Genomic DNA, 18089 nt, shown 5'->3' on the forward strand with positions numbered 1-18089 from the left:
CCCGGCACCAACATCCCTCAGCACGGCCCGGGTGGACCACCACCCGGGCCCTCTCGAAACCGGAGCCACTGTGGCAGGCGCCACCATCACCGTCACCGACGAGACCTTCGCCGCCGACGTCCTGCGGAGCAACAATCCGGTCCTGGTCGACTTCTGGGCCGACTGGTGCGGACCGTGCCGACAGATCGCGCCCGTCCTGGAGCAGATCGCCGCCGAGCACAGCGACAAGATCACCATCGCCAAGCTCGACGCCGACGCCAACCCCGAGACCACCGTGCAGTACAACGTGCTGTCCCTGCCCACCCTGCACCTCTTCCAGGACGGTCAGATTGTGAAGACCATCACCGGCGCCAGGCCAAAGGCCGCCCTGCTCGCCGAACTCGCCGACTACCTGTAGGCCTCGGTGATCCGGCGAAGGTGTCGTCGTCCGCAGTACCGAAGCCGTTCGACGCGTGTTACGCCGCCCGCCGGAGGACCTCGCCAGGCCCCAGGACCGGACTCTGCCTGGCGGCGGCCCGGTCGAGAGCCTGGGCCAAGGCGAGCACGGCCTGGTCTGCGGAGTCCTTGAGGAGGTGTCCGTAGAGGTTGATCGTGGTGGCGATGGTGGAGTGGCGCATGGTCTTGGAGACGACGGCGACGGGGATGTCTTCGGCGATCATGATGCTGGCCGCAGTGTGGCGCAGGTCGTGCAACCCGATCCTGGGTAGGTCGAGCTCGGCGGTGCGCTTGCGGAGCTGGTCGAGGACCCACTGCGGGCGCAAGGGCAGGCCGTCGGGACGGGCGAAGACCAGCCCTTCCAGCCGACCTTCCGGGTGGGTGGCCATCTGGAGGGCGGCCTGGCGGTGGAGGGCGGTCATGACTCGGGGGGAGAGGCTGATCCAGGCGCGGCTGGCCTCGGTCTTGGGCTCGCGGAAGAGGATGTCGTTGTTGTTGACGGCGGCGAGGGTCCAGCGGACGTAGAGCTTGCGGTCCATGAGGTGGACGTCGGACCAGTGCAGGGCGAGGACTTCGCCGCGGCGCATGCCGGTGCCGAGCATGACCTCGAACAGGTCGGTCAGCCGGTCGGCGTAGTGCTCGGCGTTGTGGCGCAGGAACGCGGCCGCCTCGTCGGGGGTCCAGCAGGTGCGCTCGGCGGCGCGCGGCTTGGGCGGGACGGAGTGCTTGGCCGGGTTGTAGCGCAGCCGCCACGAGCGCACCGCGTGGTTCAGGGCGTTGCGCAGTGTGGAGACGACCCGGTAGATCGTGACCCGGCCGCGGCCGTTCTTCTGCTGGGCGCTCACCCAGTCGTCGATCTGCTTCGGACACAGGTCGGGTAGCCGGTAGTGGCCGAAGGCGGGGACGAGGTCCCGCTCGACGCAGTCCTCGTAGCCGGCGTAGGTGTTCGGCGCGAGTACCTCCTTCTTCGCTGCCAGCCACTCCCGCAGGAAGCTCGCGACGGTGGTGCGGCGGTCCTCGTAGACCCCGCGCAGCTCACCGTTCAGCACCGCCTTCATCTCCCGGGCCGCCTTGGCCCGGGAGGCGAAACCGCCCCGACGGCGAGTTCGGCGCCTCCCGTCCTCCGGGGCCAGGTCGACGCAGTACGTCCACGACCCGTGACCCGCCTCCTCCAGCAATCGCACACACCACGGACCCAACTGCTTCCCGCTCCCGTCCGTACATCCGCACCGCCGGTAGACCCGGCCCCGCCGCGCACGCTGTCCCATGAGCTTCCCCTTCTCCGATCGGGTGATCCTGGGACCAAGAGTCGCTGGCTGGCCGGGCGTGGCGGCAGAGCGTGAGGGGGCGGTGCGCGAGGCACGTCAGAGCCACACGGCGAAGACACGCTCAAGACGACACACCGCCCGGAAGATCACTGTCCGCAACCGGTGGGTAATCGACCATGATCCGCCCGCAGGTGCTGGCTCCGTGGGCCGACTGACGGCATCGACGCAGGGGCGGTCGGGCAGGTACGACGCCGCTTGCTGAAGGGCCGACAGGTCTCGATCACAGGCAGTAGCTGTGGCGGGGCGCTCGACCTGGGGACCACTTTGGGACCACACCTGATGAGCGCCTATGGGCGCCGATGGTCCGAAACGGACACTTCTGACGAAGTAAACATTGAGCAACTGTCAGCTCTCTGTGCATTGGATTCCGTCGGGAAGTCCCAACTCACTTGTGCCCCAGGGTGGTTGAGCTGGGGGTCAAGGGGTCGCAGGTTCAAATCCTGTCGTCCCGACTGTGAAGTCGGTTGTGAGAGCCGGTACTTGGGAATCCAGGTGCCGGCTCTTTCTGTTGCTGCGTCAGCTGGTGGTCGCATGGTGGTCGCCGGGCCACATCGGCCATGGCGTCGATGGTTCTTCTGTTCGAGCCTGCTGATATGCGGGCAGTTGCCGGTGGGGGCGTGGGTGCTGGCGCCAGGGGCGCCGGGCGCGGCAGACGGTGCGTCCGAGCACGGAGCGGTCTGCGTTGTCGAGGGTCCAGGCTACGGCGTCGACGGCCGCGCGGGCGGCGAGTCGGGTGAGCTCGGCGTAGATGTTCGCGCTGGTCGACAGGGTGCGGTGGCGCAGGGTCTTGGAGATGACGGGCAGGGGGACTCCGGCGGCCAGGGCGAAGCTGGTCATGAGGTGGCGCAGGTCGTGGAGGGCGATGCGGGGGACGCCTGCTTTGTCGCAGAGCAGGTGGAAGTGGTCGAGGACGTTCTTGGGGTGGAGGGGGCGGCCGTGACGGTGGAAGACGTAGCCGCCGCTGTCGGTGATGTTGCCGAAGGCGCGGGTGCCGGCGCGGTCGTCGAGGGCTGAGGCGACGCGGTCGGATAGGGCGACCCACATCCTGCTGCCTTTGGTTTTCGGTGTGGTGAGCAGGAGTTGGTTGTTGTCGATGACTGAGAGGGTGGCGCGGACGAAGAAGACGCGGTCGGGCAGGTGGACGTCGTCCCAGCGCAGGGCGAGTGCTTCGCCTTTGCGGATGCCGGAGCCGATCATGAGTTCGGCGAGGTCGGCGTAGAGGGGGTCGGTGACGTGGGTGAAGCGCAGGAAGCGGGCGGTCTGTTCCTCGGTCCACAGGCGCCTGGGGGCGGAGGCGGGGCGGGGGAGGAGTGGGGGCTTGGCGGGGTTGCGAGCCAGGCGGCCGTCGTAGACGGCGCTGCTGAGGGCGCTGGAGAGGGTGGCCATGATCCGGTAGACGGTGACCTTGCCGCGGCCCTTGCGCAGTTGGGTGGTGACGTAGGCGCTCAGGTGCTGGCGGGTGAGGTCGATCAGGGGGATGGTGCCGAGAGCGGGGATCAGGTCCTGCTCGACGTAGGCACGGTACCGGGCCATCGTGGTCGGCTTGAGGCGCAGCTCCTTCTCGTCCAGCCAGTCCCGCAGGTACTCGGCGGTGCGCTGCCGGGGGTCGGTGATGACACAGAGGGCCAGGCCTTCGTTGAAGCGCCGCAGTGCGATGCGGGCCTGAAGTTCGTCGGGGAAGCCGGCGCGGCGGACGGTGCGGCGGTGGCCGTCGATGGGCGGGGTGTCGACGGCGAACGCCCAGGTGCCGTGGTGCGGTTCGGCGGCGAGGCGGGGGCAGGTGGTGCCGAGTTGGTGGCGGTGGTCGTCGCGGCAGCCGCAGCGTCGGTAGACGCGTCCTCGGTCTTTGCCCGGGTTGGGTGAGCAGCGCATGGTGATCGCCTCGGAGGGTCGAGCGCGCCGGGTTGTCCTCCTCCCATTCTGCGCCAATTCGGAGACCGCGCTGCGACCACAGGGCTACGAAAATGCCAGCTGACCTGCAGGTCTCCCTTGGTCAGTGGCAAAGGGAGACCCGGCCGGCCGGGCTCGGCCGTGTGTCACGTCGTCGGGCTGCCGGTCAAATGGGGTGCGGAGGGCGAGGACGGCGAGGTCATCGCGGCCGTCGCCGAGGTGGGCGTCGGCCAGGGTCCGGCAGAGGTCGTCCAGGGACAGGTCCGCGTGTGCGGCGGCGATTCGGGCGAGTGAGGTGAGGCCGGCGTCCAGCGGACGGCCGGGGTGTTCGACCAGTCCGTCGGTGAAGAGGATCAGCGTGGCGTCCGCTGGGAGGGGGTGCTTGTGGTCGGGGCGGGGCACGTTGGTGTCCACGCCAAGCGGCAGGCCCGGTTCGGCGTGCAGGTAGCGGGCGGTGCCGTCGGGGCCGATCAGGAGCGGTGGGGGGTGGCCGGCGGTGCTCCAGTGCAGTGTCCAGCCGTTGTCGGCGGGCTCGATGCGGGCGAGGCAGGCGGTGGTGATCGGGTTGTCGGTGATCGCGTCGAGGGTGCGGTCGAGTTGGGTGAGGACCGCGCTGGGCGGGGTTCGGCGGTCGTACAGCAGCGCGCGCAGCATGTTGCGGGTCTGGGCCATGCTGGCGGCGGCCTTGAGGTCGTGGCCGACGACGTCGCCGATGACCAGGGCGCAGGCGCCGTCGGGGAGCATCAGGGCGTCGTACCAGTCGCCGCCGACGTGGTCCGGACTGGCGGCGGGCCGGTACACGGCGGCGGTCTCGAACGGGTCGAGGTCCGGTAGTTGCGGGAGCAGGAGGCGCTGGAAGTACTCGGCGCCGGCGCGGACCTGCCGGTAGAGGCGGGCGTTCTCGATCGCGAGGCCGGCGGCTCCGGCGAGCGCCACGACGATGTCCTGGTCGTGACGGTCGAAGGGCTGCCCGTCGCGGCGCTGGGACAGGTAGAGGTTGCCGTAGACGCGTCCGCGGGAGCTGACCGCGACTCCGAGCAGCGTGTGCATCGGCGGGTGGCCGGGTGGGAATCCGACCGAGTCCGGGTGGGCGCCGATGTCGGCGACACGTAGCGGTTCGGGGTGGTCGATGAGGTGGCCCAGGAGTCCGCGACCGTGCGGGAGGGCGACCCCGGCCAGGTCCGCCGTCTCCTGCTCGCTCAGGCCGACGGGGATGAACTCCTCCAGGTGTTCGCCGTCCTCGCTCAGGACGCCGAGGGCGCCGTAGCGGGCGTCGACCAGGCCCATCGCCGTGGTGATTAGGCGTCGGAGCACGATCGGCAGCTCCAGCTCCCGGCCGACCGCCATGACCGCGTCCAGCAGGTCCTGGAAGCGGCTCTGGGCCTGGGCCAAGTCCCGCAGACGCCCGACGATCCGATCCATCTCGTCGTCGAGGCGATGGCTGAGGTCGGGAGAATACGGCCGCGCAGATCCATCCTCCGGATCCATCGAGCCCACCTTCGGTCATCCTGTGGAACGCCCCACCGTCGCATGCGATGCGACGGGTAGCCGCGAACGCGCCCGACCGGAGGGGAGGACATCGGCGCGTTCTGACTCCCACCGTAACCACAACCCCGGCAGATGGCAGGGGCAGATGGCAGGACAGATCCCTGGACGTCCGCCTTTCGAAGACGACGAATTCGTCGGCCATCCGAAGACGGCGCACGTCTACCGCGGACAGCATGCTTGACGACCGAGAAGTCCTCCATGCGCTCGATCCGGCTGGCCATGAAGACACCGAGGCGGTGAGGGCGAGCGCTATCAGCAGCCCGATGCCGACGACCTGGCCGACCAGCAGCGGAGTGAGCCGCATGCCGGTCAGGGGGCGAGCGCCGGCGTGATCGTCCCCTGGACGGTGACGACACTGGTCCCGCCGGAGGTGTTGCCGATCACCAGCGCTCCGCGGTCGAAGCCGCAGGGCGTACCGATCAGCGAGGACATTCCGTAGCCGAGGACGACGATCGGCTGAACGAAGCCGGAGGATCCGCGTGGTTGCGCGCGGAGCGGATCAGCTCGCACTCCCGGACCGTGCCGATCGTGCGCAGTTCGTCGGCGATGTCCTGCCCCTCATCCGCGAGCGGCGCCAGGGTGGCCATCGTGACTCCCGGCGGTGCCGGGCTGTCCGGGCGCGAAGCCCCGCCCGCAGGACGCGGCCGCCGCGCCGCTGGACGCAGCCAACGGCACGACGCTCCCGGCGGTGGCCGATCGGAGGCGCGGTGGATTCATCGAGGCGATGTTCGGCTCGGTCGGCCAGCCTGGTCACCCGGGCAGCGGTGGGGCCGTCCGGCCCTGGTGGCGGGCGGGGGCGGGAGTACCGTGGAAGACGGCCTGCGGGGCGAGCGAGGGAGTTCGACCGGACGGCCTCGGGCGATGGGCGGAGGCTCCGCGCGGGGCGGTTTTCGACGGTCGGGCTGAGAGGCTGGAAGGTCTGTGAGACCGGAAGGCGACCTCCATCACCTGATCCGGACAATGCCGGCGAAGGGAGCCCACCTTGTGGGTCTCCGTCTGCCCGTACGGCGATGCTTCGAGGCGCGATCAGTGACGAGGGGCCGCGGCTTAAGACACTGCCGCGGTGGCCATCACCCGAACAGGGTGGCGGCTCGCACGACCTGGCGTGCAGGGCGTCGTCCAGTCGTGAGGTCGTGGCCGCAGCGTCATGCCGAACCCGCTCGGTGCGACCATCTGACCGGGTCCGGTCGGCCCATGCGGTGCGGCAGGACCAGGCGCTTCGCCAGGCGCATTCCACTTCGATCATGGCCGGCCTGTGGCGTGCGGCGGACTCCCCGGCCATACTTCGAACGCCCGTGAAATCCCCGCCGGCGGTCCCGCGCGGAAACGGGCGCGGATCAGCGCATCGACCGTGACGACGGCATCGGGCCGGCACCGGCATCTGCGAGGGCAACCGGCCGTGCGGTGGCTTCTTCGATCGGCGCCGACGTGTCCACCTGCCAGCGGGTGAGAACCACCGGATCGCCGGGTGAGACATAGTCCCCCGCCGTGCCAGGACCAGGGACAGCGATCAGCCTGAACGACTGCCCCACCGTGTCGGCGACCACGTTCGCCAGGGGCGGCGCACCGGAGATCGACATGTGCACCATGACGCTCGGTTCCTGCGACCCAACGGAACTGGTCATCGCTCTCCTTCGAGGCCTGGGCTCGACCTGAGCGGGAGAAGGAGGACCAGCCCCCGCCGGCCAGTACCGAGGTCCCGCGCCAGCGGGCCTCCATCCCGTTCACCCGCACGCCCGCTTCCCAGGCGGTTCGCGGTGAGGGCTCCTAGGGTCGAACCGATGCCGCTCGACGTCCGCGGACTTCCCGTCACGCCTTGAAGCGCGTCGGCATCGCCCAACGCCGCCAGGAGGAACACGTGACCATTGCATCCGAAACCCCTGTCCTCGACACTCTCGCCGCCATGACGGTCGACTCGATCGAGCGGTGCGGGCTCTCCCCGGACATGCTCATCCTCACCCGCATCGCCGCGCTCGTCTCCATGGATGCGCCCCCCGTGTCCTACCTCGCCCACATCGAGCCCGGCCTCAAGGCCCACCTGACCGCCGGCCAACTGCAGGATGTCCTGGTCGCCATCGCACCCATCGTGGGCACCGCCCGCGTCATGTCGGCCGCCGGCAACATCGCCGAGGCACTCGGCATCGCCATCGCGGTGGCCGACGCCGAGGATCAGCTGAGGGGCTAGAGCCGCTGCCGCCTCCAGTCCCACCTCCGACCGCGCCGGTGATCGATCAGGCGCGGTCGGCCCGCAAGCGGTACCGGCGGAATATCGAGGGTCAGGCACGCGGGCCTGCGGGTACGGCGTTCTGATGGTCGGCCGCGACCGATCCGCGCCGCCGCGGCGACATGACCAACCGAGGCGGCGTGCCATGACCCAGGACGCCGGGCGAGAAGGCAAGGGCGTCTTGTGGTGGACACGAGCAACGGCACGGCATCGGGCCGCGACTGGCGGCGCCTGTTCAGGTCGACCGGGCGGCCGCCGCAGTGGATGCTGGCCAGTCATCTGGCGATCGGGCTCTGCGTGGGAGCGGTGTGCGGGCTGTGGCTGGCACCGGAGCGCGGGGCGATCCTCGCGGGGTTGGCCGCCGGCGCGGTGGCCGCCGTCGGCGCCGCGGTCCCGGCGGCACTGACGGTACGGGCCTCGGCGGCGGCGGTGCTCGTCACCGTGGTCGCCGCCTCTGTCGCCTTCGCGACGACGACCCATCCGTGGTGGGCCGCCGCCGCAATGGCGGCCGCGGCCATGGCGACCTCGCTGGCCGCAGGTACCGGACCGGTCGGCGCGGCCGTCGGCACCATCGGCACACTGGTGTATGTGTTGGTCGCCACACTCGGTGTCGTGGACGACCTCGTCCCGTCGGTGTCGCTCGGCTCGGGTGTGGCCCGCATCGCGATCGGCGCCGTGGCCGGTCTCGCCGTTTCCGCGGTCTCCGCCACCGTCAGGAAACGTCACGGCACCGCCGACACCGCGAACACCACTGCCGCACCGCGGACCACGGCGCTCGGGCCGGGCATGCTCCGCTCGCTGCGATCCTTCGACGAGTACGCCAGGGACGGCGTGCGACGGGCCGTCCCGCTCGCGATCGGCACCTACCTGTTCGAGCGGTCGGCCAGCCGGGATGCCCTGTGGGTGTTCCTGGCAGCCTTCGTCGTCCTGCTGCCCACCGGCAAGACCCCATACACCGTCGCCCTGGCCCGCGTCGCCAGCACGGTCCTGGGCGTCGTCCTGCTCGGGCTGCTGTCACTGGTCGTACCGCACCAGGTGCTGTTCACCGCCGCCTTCGTCCTGCTGTTCCTCGGCATCACCTACACCAAGACCTACCCCGTACCCGCCGGCGCGCTGACCGCCATGGGCGCCATCCTGCTCGCCGGCACCCCGACCGGAGCCATCGGGCACTGGGCCGGCCACCGTCTCCTCGACACCGTCATCGGATGCGCACTCGCACTGGCCGCCACCTACCTGCTGTGGCCCCACGACAAGCCCGACGACGACCTCCAACCCGTCCCCGCAACGAGCACGTGACCACGGGCCGCCGCTGAGCAGCCAGGGCCGGATCGACGCCGGTTCGGCCACGCGAGGGACTCCCGTACGCGGAGTGGACGACCGGAGTTGCCGGGCTCTCCAGCGGATCGGAGAGTGGGACGAAACGTCCGATGACGGAGGGACCATCGTGGTCGAGGCAACGCCCCAAGGCCGTAGAGCTTCCGAGACCACGGCAGTGGAGGCACCGGCCCCCACCCGCCGACGACCGCACCGTCCGTCACGCCCGCTGGCCAGTACGCCAACCGCATACCGGCGCCTGCGACACGCGGCGGCCCTGACGGCCGTCACTCTGATCGCGACCGGGCTGGCGGCCTGTTCGAGCAGCGGCGGCTCAGGCGGTACCAGTGGCACGCCCGGGCCGGTGGGCTCCGCGGCACGCTCCGCCGCATCGTCCGCCGCAGCCTCCGTCACCTCCTCCGCAGGGTCAGCGCTCAGCAGCGCCGCATCCTCCGCAGCATCGGCGCTCAGCAGTGCGGCATCCTCCGCCAGCGCGTCAGCCGCCTCGGCCCTGGCCAGCATCACCAACGGCGTGGACGCCAAGAACGACGTCACCGCGACAGCAGGCGCCGCCGACTCCAACGGCCGGATCCCCGCCGACATCACCGCCACCAACCACGCCAGCAGCACCGCCGACTACACGGTCGCCGTCGAGTTCCGAGACCCGGCAGGCAACCTCCTCGACGCCACCGTGGCGACCATCAACCAGGTCGGTCCCGGCCAGGCGAAGACCGTGACCGTCCACAGCAACCGCTCCCTGACAGGCACCGTCTCCGTCCAGATCGCCACCGCACTACGTCACTGACACCCCCCGACGCTGAGGTGCTGGTCACCGCCGGCGCCACCGAGGCGATCGCCGCCGCGCTGCTGGCGCTGCTGGAGCCCGGCGACGAGGTGGTCGCTTTCGAGCCGTTCTACGACTCGTACGCCGCCGGCATCGCCATGGCCGGCGCCACCCGCGTCCCGCTCACCCTGCGTGCCCCGGACTTCCGCCCCGACCTCGACCGGCTTCGGTCGCTGATCACTCCGCGCACCCGGCTGCCCGGTACGGACCAGCGGAACCGGCTGGGCGCCGGTGATCGCGCGCCGGCGTGCCTGGGCGGACTCGACGAGCTTGAATGCCATCGCGAGGGCCGCGGCTGGGCTGCCCGCGCCACGGGTGACCCTGGTGCGGAGCTCGACCCTGGAGAACGTCGACTCGATCGGGTTGGTGGTCCGTTGGTGGATCCAGTACGCGGCCGGGAAGTCGTGGAACGCCAGCCGATGCCTGCGGGGGCGACTCCGACGACGCGTGTCCAGGCGGCGCCGCTGAACAGGGCGATGTGGGCCAGGTGCAGGTACCGGACCGTGCCGGACTTGTTCTTGAATTCGCGTCCCGAGGCGAATCCGCTGGCGTCACCAGCGTCCAACCCGCTGACCTGTACCTTCATCCCGGGTGGGATTCCAGGGCCCCCGAATTGCGCGAAACACTGACTTGGCGACGGCGGCAATTCCCTCGAATATCGCCATGGCGCCGCCGAAGATCATCAGTACTGCTTCGAAGATGGTCCAGCCGGTCACCAACGGCCACCGGGACACCCCGGCTTCGGGTGGCGCTTTGCCGGCGTTGCTGGCCATGTGTGGGCTCCTCGGGGTGGGTGGCCTTGTCGCCGACTCGGGCGACCTGGCGGGAGACCCCCTGTTGCCAGGCTCCCACCTCGAAGGCCCGTCGGCACTTGCTGGTTGGGGCGGCCGCCGACGGTGCGGGTGGGGCCGGATCAGGCAGCTCCAGCGGCACTCCTGATGCCGTCGTCTCGGTGGGCCGAGCCGTGGTAGTGCGTCGGTGGGCTTTCTACTGCCTCGGTCGGTCGTCGTTCGGGGTTCGGCGGATGAGGCGTCGTGCGGGGATTTCGGCCGCCACGGCCGTCGTTGCTGGTGCGGCGGTTTGTCCCTGCGGTGCAGCGAGGCGGGCGCCGTAGCGTTTGGCCAGCGGGTCCGCGCTGAGGCCGTGGGCGAGGACGCTGAGCAGCACGGTGAAGGCGATGACGGCGGTGGTGGCTCGGGCGGCTGGCCCGTCGAGGTCTTCGAGGGCGAGGAGTGCGAAGACGACGGAGGCCAGGCCGCGTGGCCCGAACCAGCCGATGAACAGTACGGCGGGCCGGCCGAGGTGGGTGCCGGCGAGGGCGAGGGCGACCGGCAGTATCCGGACGGCCGTGAGACTGAGCACCGCGTACAGCGCTGTCTGCCAGCTGAGTGCCTCCATGGCCGGTACCACGGCGATCACTCCGAAGAGCAGCCAGACGAGCAGGGAGAGCAGGGCGCCGGTCTCCTCGAGGTAGGGGACGAGCTTGGCGGCGGGGCCGCCGGCTGCGGTGAAGGCCAGGCCGCCGGTGAACGCCGCGATGAAGCCGTTGCCGTCCAGTGCGACGGAGGTGGCGTAGCAGCACAGGGCCAGGCCCAGGACGGCGGCGCCGGCGAATCCGTCGGCGACCCAGTCGCGGTCGCGGCCCAGCTTGATGAGCCGGCCGCCGCCACCGCCGACGACGGCGCCGACCAGAAGGCCGATCGCGAGTTCGGCCACGGCCTTCCCGGGCCCGGTGTCGCCCACGTGCTCGGCGGTGGACGCCCCCGCGATGGCGACCAGCACGACGGGGGTCGCGATTCCGTCGTTGAGGCCGCTCTCGATGTTGAGGACCCGTCTGATCCTGGCCGGGACGGCCGGGTTGACCATGACAGCGGATCCCAGTGCCGCGTCGGTGGGCGCGAGCGCCGCGCCGACGAGCAGGGCGAGCCAGATGGTTCCCACGCCGGGCAGGATGAAGGCGAGCAGTGTGCCGAAGGCGATGGACAGCGGCAGACCGATGCCCAGCAGTCGCAGGCACAGTCCCAGGTCGGGGCGCAGTTGGCGCAGCCCGACCCGGGAGGCGTCGGAGAACAGCACCAGCGCCAGGGTGGCCTCGGCCAGGAGCTTCACCAGTTCCGGGCTGGGGGTGATCCCGAGCGACGTCAGCGGGCCGTGGGTCAGCAGAACGCCGGCGGTGGTGAACACGATGGGCGCGGTCATGTCGAAGCGTTCCAGCCGCGCCGACAGCATCCCCCAGACGAAGACCAGCCCGGCGACGATCGCCAGGTCCGAGGCGGTCACCGTGTCACCTCGGGACGGCTGCTTCCGCGACGGCAGGCCGGACCGGGGGCGCGGTCGGTGTGGCCGGTGGGACGGTGGTGTACGAGCGGGGACGGCCGGTGGTGTTCCGAGGCGTGCCTGGGGGTGGTGTCGCGCCCGCCGAGTTCGGGTTGTGTCGTCATCGGTGAGATGCCTCTTTCCAGGCCCGTCCGAGGGGCACGAGGTAGTAGAGGGCGACCGTCAGGTATCCCATGACTGCGGCGTGGCCGTTCCGTCCCCTTTCAGGGCTGCAGTGCCGCAGGGCGCGCTGCGGGCGGACAGTTCCCGCGGTGGACGTGCCGTGCCTTCCTGGTCCTCGGAACGACCTTTTCGGCTGGTGAGGTGATGCTCATCGCGCGGTCACCTCGTGCCGCTTTGGTTCCCGCGGGTGGACCTCGTCTGGTTGAGGCGGCGTTGTCGTCTGGCCCGTCCGAGGGGCACGAGGTAGTAGAGGGCGATCGCGAGGTAGCCCATGACGGCGGCGACCGGGACGAAGAGGCCGAGGACGATCAGCGCGACGTATGCGACGAGTCCGGGGGTGAGACGTCTGGTGAGGATCTGTACGTCTGATTCCTCCGTGTCGTCCCGTACCAGACCGCGGCGGACGGCGTAGCGCCAGAGGAGGTACAGCAGGAGGGAGGTCAGCAGGAGGGAGACGCCGTAGACGGTGGCGGCGACCCGTTCCGCTTCACCTTCCCGGATGTACTCGGCCAGCAGCTTCGTCGGGAAGGGCAGGAACGCGACGGCGAGCATGAGGATGAGGTTCAGGCGCATCAGCCAGAGGTTCGCGTGGTCGAGGTATTCGGTGATGATCGAGTGGGCCAGCCAGATCGCGCCGATGGTGGCGAAGCTGACGAGGTAGCCCAGGTAGGAGGGCCACTGCTCGACGACTGCATGCCACAGGTGTGTGGAGCCGGGCGGGACGGCGAGTTCGATGACCAGCAGGGTGCTGGCGATGGTGAAGATGCCGTCGCTGAACGCCTCCATCCGCGCGGTGCGCAGTTGACGCCGGGTCCGTTCCTCCCCTGGCTGTTCGTCTGTCATGGCTGCAGTGTGGCAGCCGTGACGTGGGGGATGGCGCAGGTGAACGGTGGTGCGGAGTACGTGTCCCCCTCTTCCCGAATGTCGTGCCGCGGGCGGCACCCGGGCCCGGTCCGGCAGCCCATTCCATCGTTTGGTGCATCCCTGTGCCTCGCTCCGCGCGGGATGCCGGGCCGGTTGTCCTCGCGCATGCTGGCCTCACAAGTGAGGTGTACGACCCGGGCCGCCGTCGGCAGCGCTGCCGACGGTTTCGTGGCGTGGCCTCAGCCTCGGTCGCCGCGTTCTTCGGGACGCGGTGCGAACAGACAGGACGGACGACATGGCGAAGCCCGACGCAGTGTTCATCTACATCGGCACCTACCCCAACGAGGCCGCGGCCAGGGCCGACTACGACATCGTCAAGGACCTCCACGCGGTCGGCGCGGTCGGCACCTACGACGCCTCTGTGGTCACCAAGGACGACAAGGGCAAGGTGCACGTCAACAAGGACGAGACGTCTACTCGGCACGGGGCGTGGGGCGGCGCGGCCGTCGGTGGGTTCATCGGGCTGCTGTTCCCGCCCGCGATCATCGGAACCGCCGCAGTCGGTGCGGCGGTGGGCGGGGTGAGCGGTCACCTGTGGCACGGGATGTCGCGAGCGGACGTCAAGGAATTCGGGGAGCTCATCGATGCCGGGCAGGCTGCCCTGGTCATCGTCGGCGAGAGCACCCTCGCGCAGGCCGTGGAGAAGGCTGGGCTGAGGGCGGAGAAGGAGGTCGCGAAGGAGCTCGACGTCAGCTCCAAGGACCTCGACACGGCGGTCCGGGAAGCGGCGAGCGAACTCGGCTGACCTGCCGCTTCCCGGGCCCGGAGCAGGTCGGCGCGGCCCGCGTGCGCGGATGCCGTCATCCAGGGGCCCACCAGGTCCGCGGCCAGCCGTACACCATGCGGTTCGCGCGAAGCCGATATCGGAGCTGGAGGCCGCGCACAGGCCTTGGCACTGCCGCCCGATCGCCTGGGCGGACCTGTCCCGGCCGTGATCGAACCGGCCCGAGGCGGCGGCTATGGCACAGCAGTCTTCCGCACGCGCCCGGCCGCCGCTTCCAGCCCGATTCCGGACCGGCGGCCGGGCTGCCTCCATGGCGCGCTACGAACTGCGCGAGTGAACGGCGCGTCCAGCCCTCACGCGTTCCGGATGACTCCGGGGGACATGGCGCAGACGGAATCGGAGTCACCCGATCGGTCACACTCGGTGGCAGATGCGTCACTCAAGGTATCTCCTGAGGAAGGAGTGCCGTCAGTCCGGCCGTCCCCGCCTCTGCCAGAGGACCCGACTCAAGGAGCATGCCATGCCGAGCGGTGAACCCGAGCCGGCGTCCGATCCGGCGGGCGACAACAGCCCGCGGCAGGGCCCGGCCGGCGGCGAACCGCCCGGCCCCGCCCGGCCTCCGGACGCCGCGCCCGAACCCCAGCTCACTGCGGGCGACCGCGCCGAGCTCGCTGAGCTGCGGCACCGGCTCACCGCACTCGAGGCATCAAGACCAGCGCCCAGGGCGCGTCACCATCGCCTCCGCACCTTCGGCTCGGTCGTCCTGATCGTCATCTCCTCCCTGCTGGCGCTGCTCGCGGTCATCGCGGTGTGGACGAACTCGATCATCGGCGACACCGACCGGTACGTCGCCACGGTGGCGCCGCTGGCGAGCAACCCCGACGTCCAGGCCGCGCTCACCAACCGGGTCACCACGGAGGTCCTGGCCCAGATCGACGTCAAGGCCGTGGTGGACCAGCTCTCCGCGGCAGCCGTCCAACAGGGGGCGCCGCCGGAGCTCGGCAAGCTGATCGGCGGCCTGAGCGGGCCGATCACCAGCGGCCTCACCCAGCTGGTCAGCACCACCGTGAACAAGGTGGTGACCAGCGACCAGTTCGAGACCCTGTGGGTCGACGCGAACCGGGCGGTGCACTCCTCGCTCGACAAGGCGCTGACGGGCAAGGGCGGTGGCGCGGTCTCGCTGGAGAACAACCAGGTCGCCATCGACATCGGGCCGTTCGTCGCCAAGGTCAAGGACCAGCTGGTGGCCTCGGGCTTCGGCCCCGCCGCGAGGATCCCGGAGGTGCACACCAGCTTCGTGGTCTACCAGTCGAAGGACATCGGCAAGGTCAAGAGCTACTTCCGGCTGCTGCAGATCATGGGCAGCTGGCTGCCGATCATCGCCGTGCTGGTCGCCGCCGCCGGTGTGTACACCGCCGTGAACCGGCGGCACGGCCTGATCGGCGCAGCGCTCGGGGTGGCGATCGCCATGCTCCTGCTGGGCGTCGTGCTGACCGTCTTCCGGTCCTTCTACCTCGACCATCTGCCGCCCGGAGCGTCCCAGGCCGCCGCCGGCGCGATCTACGACGCACTGATCCGCTTCCTGCGGGCGAGCGTCCGCGCCGTGGGCGTGACCGCGCTGGTGACGGCCGTCGGCGCCGTTCTGATCGGTCCGTCCAGGCCTGCCGTGGCGATCCGTACCGCCTGCAGCTCGTCGATCGGCGCTCTGCGCGGGGTGTCGACGTCGCACGGCATGCGGCTCGGGCCGGTCGGCCGGTTCGTGCACCGGTTCAAGCGGTGGCTCGGAGCCGGGATTCTCGTTGTGGCGGCGATCGTTCTCGCCACCTGGAGCTACCCGACGGCGGCCGTGGTGTGGTGGATCGTCGTGGTGGTGCTGGTCGGTTTCGCCGTCCGGGAGTTCCTCGACACGGGGCCGGCGACCTCCAGTACCTCGCCGACCGGCGCCGGTCGCGCGAGCGCTCCACCCCCGGGTGCTTGAAGGCGCATTCCATCGGCATGATCTGCCCTCCGGGGCAGGTCGGACGCCGTGCAACTCCAGCGGCACTCGGGGCCCGGACAGGCTGCCTGCGCGACCGCCCTCCGAACGCGGTCGGGCGGTCGTCGCGCCTAGCGGGCGAGGCAGGACGCGCCGACGTGAGTGTGGTGGCGGTTGCTCAGCTGGTCGAGGGGACGCGAGTCCGATGGATCCGGGTACGGGGCCGCGCGGCCGGACAATCCGGACGCCGGCCATCGCCTCGACAACGAGATGGATCAGATCGTCGGGCGGCTACGGGATCTGGCCCATGCCCAAAACCGTTTCCAGGATCTGCTGGACGCGGTCATGGCGGTGGGCCGGAACCGGAGCTCCCGGTGATGCTCCGGCGCGTGATCACCACCGCCATGGGCCTCGTCGACGCCCGCTACGGCGCGCTCAGCAGGCTGACCGGATCATGCCCACAGCAGGACGCCGCCGGTGGTTCGCCACGACGATTCCTCCAGGAGGCCGGGCACGGAGACCCACAGGCGTGGCACCGGCTCTGCCGGTTCGGCAGGTCCGCAGCACGGTCGCCGACCCGGTGTGCGGTCCCTGACTGTGGTCCGTGAGGGTCGCAACCGGATTCCGGAGAAGTGGCTACGCTTCGAGTTCGGCTTCGGCTTCGGCCACGGCGATGACGAACCCGAGGGCCTCCGTGATGTGGGTGGCCGCGGACATGACGCGGGCAGTGCCCACGATGGGGGCGATCGCGACCAGGACGTCCTGCACCTGGGCGGGGGTCAGATTGGTCTTCATGGCCGGATCGATGTGGGCGAGGTAGGACACCGCAGGTGCGTCCATGGCGGCGAGGGCGGCGATTCGAGTGAGGACGAGCATGTCCGCGGGCAGCCCGCACCGCTCGATCGAGTCGAGGGTCATGGCGGCCAGGGTGTCGAGGACGGGGGTCTCGGATGATGTCGTCACAGCGGGTCATCTCCTGGGTGTGGGCGCCGACGCGTCAGTGGCGGGGAAGGATACCCCTGCGCCGAACCCCTTCTTCGACCCTACGGACACTCCCACCGAGGTGCATCTCCATGCGCGGCGTGGCCTTGGTCGGGCCGTCGACCGGTGTGCCACAAAGCCCTTCCACACCGGGCCGCCGCCACTACCACGGCGACCGGGCGCTTTCGGGCCGTGCGGAGGGCTTGGCAGCGTGCTCCCGGCGGGGCGTGACAACTCTGCCATCCGCATGCGACTTCGGTCATGGCCGGTCTGCGGCGGGCGGCGGGCTCCCCGGCCACACTTCGAAGGCCTGTGAAATGCCCGCAGGCGGTCCCGCGCGGAATCGGGCGCGGATCAGGGCATCGACCTTGACGGCGGCATCGGGTCGACCGCTGAGCTCCACTTTCACCGGGTCGGCGTCGGCATCGGCGAGGGCGATCGGCTGGGTGGCGGCGCCTTCTACCGGCGCCGACGTGTCCACCTGCCAGCGGCTGCGGACCACCTGATCTGCGGGTGAGACGTAGTCCCCTGCTGTGCTCGCGCCGGGGACGGTGATCAGTCGGTACGACTGTCCTACCGTGTCGGCGACGATGTTGGCCATGGGTGGTGCACCGGAGATCGACATGTGGACCATGGCGCTCGGTTCCCGTGAGCCACTGGTACCGGTCATCGCTCTCCTCCGGGGTCGGCTCCCCTGCCAGGGTCTGCCAGAGCGGGGGCTCCCGCATCTGTTCAGCAGGGAGTCCCGTTCGTGTTCGCGGCCCTGTGCCGCGTCCGCTGCTGCTTCTCGATGTCGACGGACCGCTCAATCCGTTCGGCGCGGCGCCCGAGCAGGATCCGACCTATCCGACAGATCTTGAAGCTGTACGGCCTCGCTTCGACGGCAACGAGGACTCGGACGGCGACGTCAACCGCGACCTGTGCAGCGGCGACACCCGAGCCAGATGGATCTTGTAAGCATCGACTGCGGCCCCCGGCCTGCCTTCGCAGCCGCGTACCGCCCGAGAACGGGTGAGGTGTTCTGGCGGTTCTCGCGGCCGACCTGCGGGCAACGTACAACGCGGAGCGACGACGGGCTCGCTCCGGGAGCCGGTTCGCCTGGGCCCCGTGGGGCGGTCGGCCGCACGGCCAGCGCCTGTCCTGGGCGGCCCGGCAGCTGCGCTGGTGAACTGACGCGACGGTATTCGTGCACCTGACGTGCCTGAATTCGCGCTTTACCGGAGTAACCTGGAGATTGCCGGAGAACTTACCGGCAGGACGATCACGAGGAGGTACATATGCAGATCAGAGAAGCAGGAGCCCTGATTCTGCGGCTCGTGATCACGAAATCCCAACCCGGCCTTTCGGGCGGGAGATAGCGGGATCACTTAGGTGTCGGGGGCGCAGGTACAAATCCTGTTGTT

At 70.2% G+C, this 18089-nt stretch carries 15 protein-coding genes and 2 pseudogenes; 7 read left to right on the forward strand and 10 right to left on the reverse strand.

Going from position 1 to position 18089, the window contains the following annotated elements; all coding sequences use genetic code 11:
- The first annotated feature begins 70 nt into the window (after nt 1-70).
- Nucleotides 71-397 carry a thioredoxin gene (trxA, locus tag OH807_RS30290; protein ID WP_406205142.1) on the forward strand — a complete coding sequence of 109 codons (327 nt, stop codon included), beginning with the start codon at nt 71-73 and terminating at the stop codon, nt 395-397.
- 58 nt (nt 398-455) lie between these two features.
- Here the strand turns inward: trxA and xerC are convergent, their stop codons facing one another.
- The 5 genes from xerC to OH807_RS30315 form a co-directional block, all read right to left on the reverse strand.
- Nucleotides 456-1493 carry a tyrosine recombinase XerC gene (gene xerC, locus OH807_RS30295; RefSeq protein WP_406205145.1) on the reverse strand — a complete coding sequence of 346 codons (1038 nt, stop codon included), beginning with the start codon at nt 1491-1493 and terminating at the stop codon, nt 456-458.
- 786 nt (nt 1494-2279) lie between these two features.
- Nucleotides 2280-3635, reverse strand: a complete 1356-nt coding sequence (locus OH807_RS30300) for a tyrosine-type recombinase/integrase (RefSeq protein WP_406205147.1) — start codon at nt 3633-3635, stop codon at nt 2280-2282.
- An 84-nt stretch (nt 3636-3719) separates the two neighbouring features.
- On the reverse strand, nt 3720-5075 hold the full coding sequence (locus OH807_RS30305; protein ID WP_266313562.1) for a PP2C family protein-serine/threonine phosphatase: 1356 nt from the start codon (nt 5073-5075) through the stop codon (nt 3720-3722).
- A gap of 435 nt (nt 5076-5510) precedes the next feature.
- Nucleotides 5511-5711, reverse strand: a complete 201-nt coding sequence (locus tag OH807_RS30310) for a hypothetical protein (protein ID WP_266313563.1) — start codon at nt 5709-5711, stop codon at nt 5511-5513.
- A gap of 827 nt (nt 5712-6538) precedes the next feature.
- Nucleotides 6539-6826, reverse strand: a complete 288-nt coding sequence (locus tag OH807_RS30315) for a hypothetical protein (protein ID WP_266313564.1) — start codon at nt 6824-6826, stop codon at nt 6539-6541.
- Between the two features lie 233 nt (nt 6827-7059).
- Here OH807_RS30315 and OH807_RS30320 point away from each other — a divergent pair, with 233 nt between their 5' ends.
- The 4 genes and pseudogenes from OH807_RS30320 to OH807_RS30335 all read left to right on the forward strand — a co-directional run.
- Complete coding sequence (locus OH807_RS30320; RefSeq protein WP_266313565.1) at nt 7060-7386, forward strand: carboxymuconolactone decarboxylase; 327 nt, start codon at nt 7060-7062, stop codon at nt 7384-7386.
- A 225-nt stretch (nt 7387-7611) separates the two neighbouring features.
- Nucleotides 7612-8721, forward strand: coding sequence for an FUSC family protein (locus OH807_RS30325; RefSeq protein WP_406205152.1), 1110 nt, complete (start codon nt 7612-7614; stop codon nt 8719-8721).
- 550 nt (nt 8722-9271) lie between these two features.
- Nucleotides 9272-9544 (forward strand): hypothetical protein, encoded by a 273-nt coding sequence (locus tag OH807_RS30330; RefSeq protein WP_266313567.1) that lies wholly within the window; start codon nt 9272-9274, stop codon nt 9542-9544.
- 5 nt (nt 9545-9549) lie between these two features.
- Nucleotides 9550-9780, forward strand: a pseudogene (locus tag OH807_RS30335) (aminotransferase class I/II-fold pyridoxal phosphate-dependent enzyme); the annotation flags it as partial.
- On the opposite strand, the pseudogene OH807_RS30340 reads toward OH807_RS30335, so the two are convergent.
- The 3 genes and pseudogenes from OH807_RS30340 to OH807_RS30350 form a co-directional block, all read right to left on the reverse strand.
- Nucleotides 9781-9999: pseudogene (locus OH807_RS30340) on the reverse strand (IS256 family transposase); the annotation flags it as partial.
- 571 nt (nt 10000-10570) lie between these two features.
- Nucleotides 10571-11863, reverse strand: a complete 1293-nt coding sequence (locus OH807_RS30345; protein WP_406205155.1) for a cation:proton antiporter — start codon at nt 11861-11863, stop codon at nt 10571-10573.
- A 378-nt stretch (nt 11864-12241) separates the two neighbouring features.
- On the reverse strand, nt 12242-12925 hold the full coding sequence (locus tag OH807_RS30350) for a TMEM175 family protein (RefSeq protein WP_266313569.1): 684 nt from the start codon (nt 12923-12925) through the stop codon (nt 12242-12244).
- A gap of 316 nt (nt 12926-13241) precedes the next feature.
- Here OH807_RS30350 and OH807_RS30355 point away from each other — a divergent pair, with 316 nt between their 5' ends.
- Together OH807_RS30355 and OH807_RS30360 are read left to right on the forward strand one after the other, a co-directional pair.
- On the forward strand, nt 13242-13751 hold the full coding sequence (locus tag OH807_RS30355) for a DUF1269 domain-containing protein (protein WP_406205158.1): 510 nt from the start codon (nt 13242-13244) through the stop codon (nt 13749-13751).
- A 499-nt stretch (nt 13752-14250) separates the two neighbouring features.
- Entirely contained in the window at nt 14251-15708 is a 1458-nt protein-coding gene (locus OH807_RS30360) for a hypothetical protein (protein WP_406205161.1), read from the forward strand.
- Between the two features lie 633 nt (nt 15709-16341).
- Here the strand turns inward: OH807_RS30360 and OH807_RS30365 are convergent.
- Both OH807_RS30365 and OH807_RS30370 read right to left on the reverse strand, forming a co-directional pair.
- The gene (locus OH807_RS30365) at nt 16342-16668 is read right to left on the reverse strand and encodes a carboxymuconolactone decarboxylase family protein (RefSeq protein ID WP_266313572.1); all 327 of its coding nucleotides are present in this window, start codon (nt 16666-16668) and stop codon (nt 16342-16344) included.
- 277 nt (nt 16669-16945) lie between these two features.
- The gene (locus OH807_RS30370) at nt 16946-17356 is read right to left on the reverse strand and encodes a hypothetical protein (RefSeq protein WP_266313573.1); all 411 of its coding nucleotides are present in this window, start codon (nt 17354-17356) and stop codon (nt 16946-16948) included.
- Between the last annotated feature and the right edge of the window lie 733 nt (nt 17357-18089).

It is taken from the genome of Kitasatospora sp. NBC_01560 (assembly GCF_045208415.1).
In the GTDB taxonomy this organism is placed as follows: Bacteria; Actinomycetota; Actinomycetes; order Streptomycetales; family Streptomycetaceae; genus Kitasatospora.

Bases quoted from the DNA above. Each gene is read 5' to 3' on its own strand.
- xerC (WP_406205145.1), bottom strand. From the start codon at position 1,493: ATGAAGGCGGTGCTGAACGGTGAGCTGCGCGGGGTCTACGAGGACCGC.
- OH807_RS30300 (WP_406205147.1), bottom strand. From the start codon at position 3,635: ATGCGCTGCTCACCCAACCCGGGCAAAGACCGAGGACGCGTCTACCGA.
- OH807_RS30305 (WP_266313562.1), bottom strand. From the start codon at position 5,075: ATGGATCGGATCGTCGGGCGTCTGCGGGACTTGGCCCAGGCCCAGAGC.
- OH807_RS30315 (WP_266313564.1), bottom strand. From the start codon at position 6,826: ATGACCAGTTCCGTTGGGTCGCAGGAACCGAGCGTCATGGTGCACATG.
- OH807_RS30350 (WP_266313569.1), bottom strand. From the start codon at position 12,925: ATGACAGACGAACAGCCAGGGGAGGAACGGACCCGGCGTCAACTGCGC.
- OH807_RS30355 (WP_406205158.1), top strand. From the start codon at position 13,242: ATGGCGAAGCCCGACGCAGTGTTCATCTACATCGGCACCTACCCCAAC.
- OH807_RS30360 (WP_406205161.1), top strand. From the start codon at position 14,251: ATGCCGAGCGGTGAACCCGAGCCGGCGTCCGATCCGGCGGGCGACAAC.
- OH807_RS30370 (WP_266313573.1), bottom strand. From the start codon at position 17,356: ATGACCGGTACCAGTGGCTCACGGGAACCGAGCGCCATGGTCCACATG.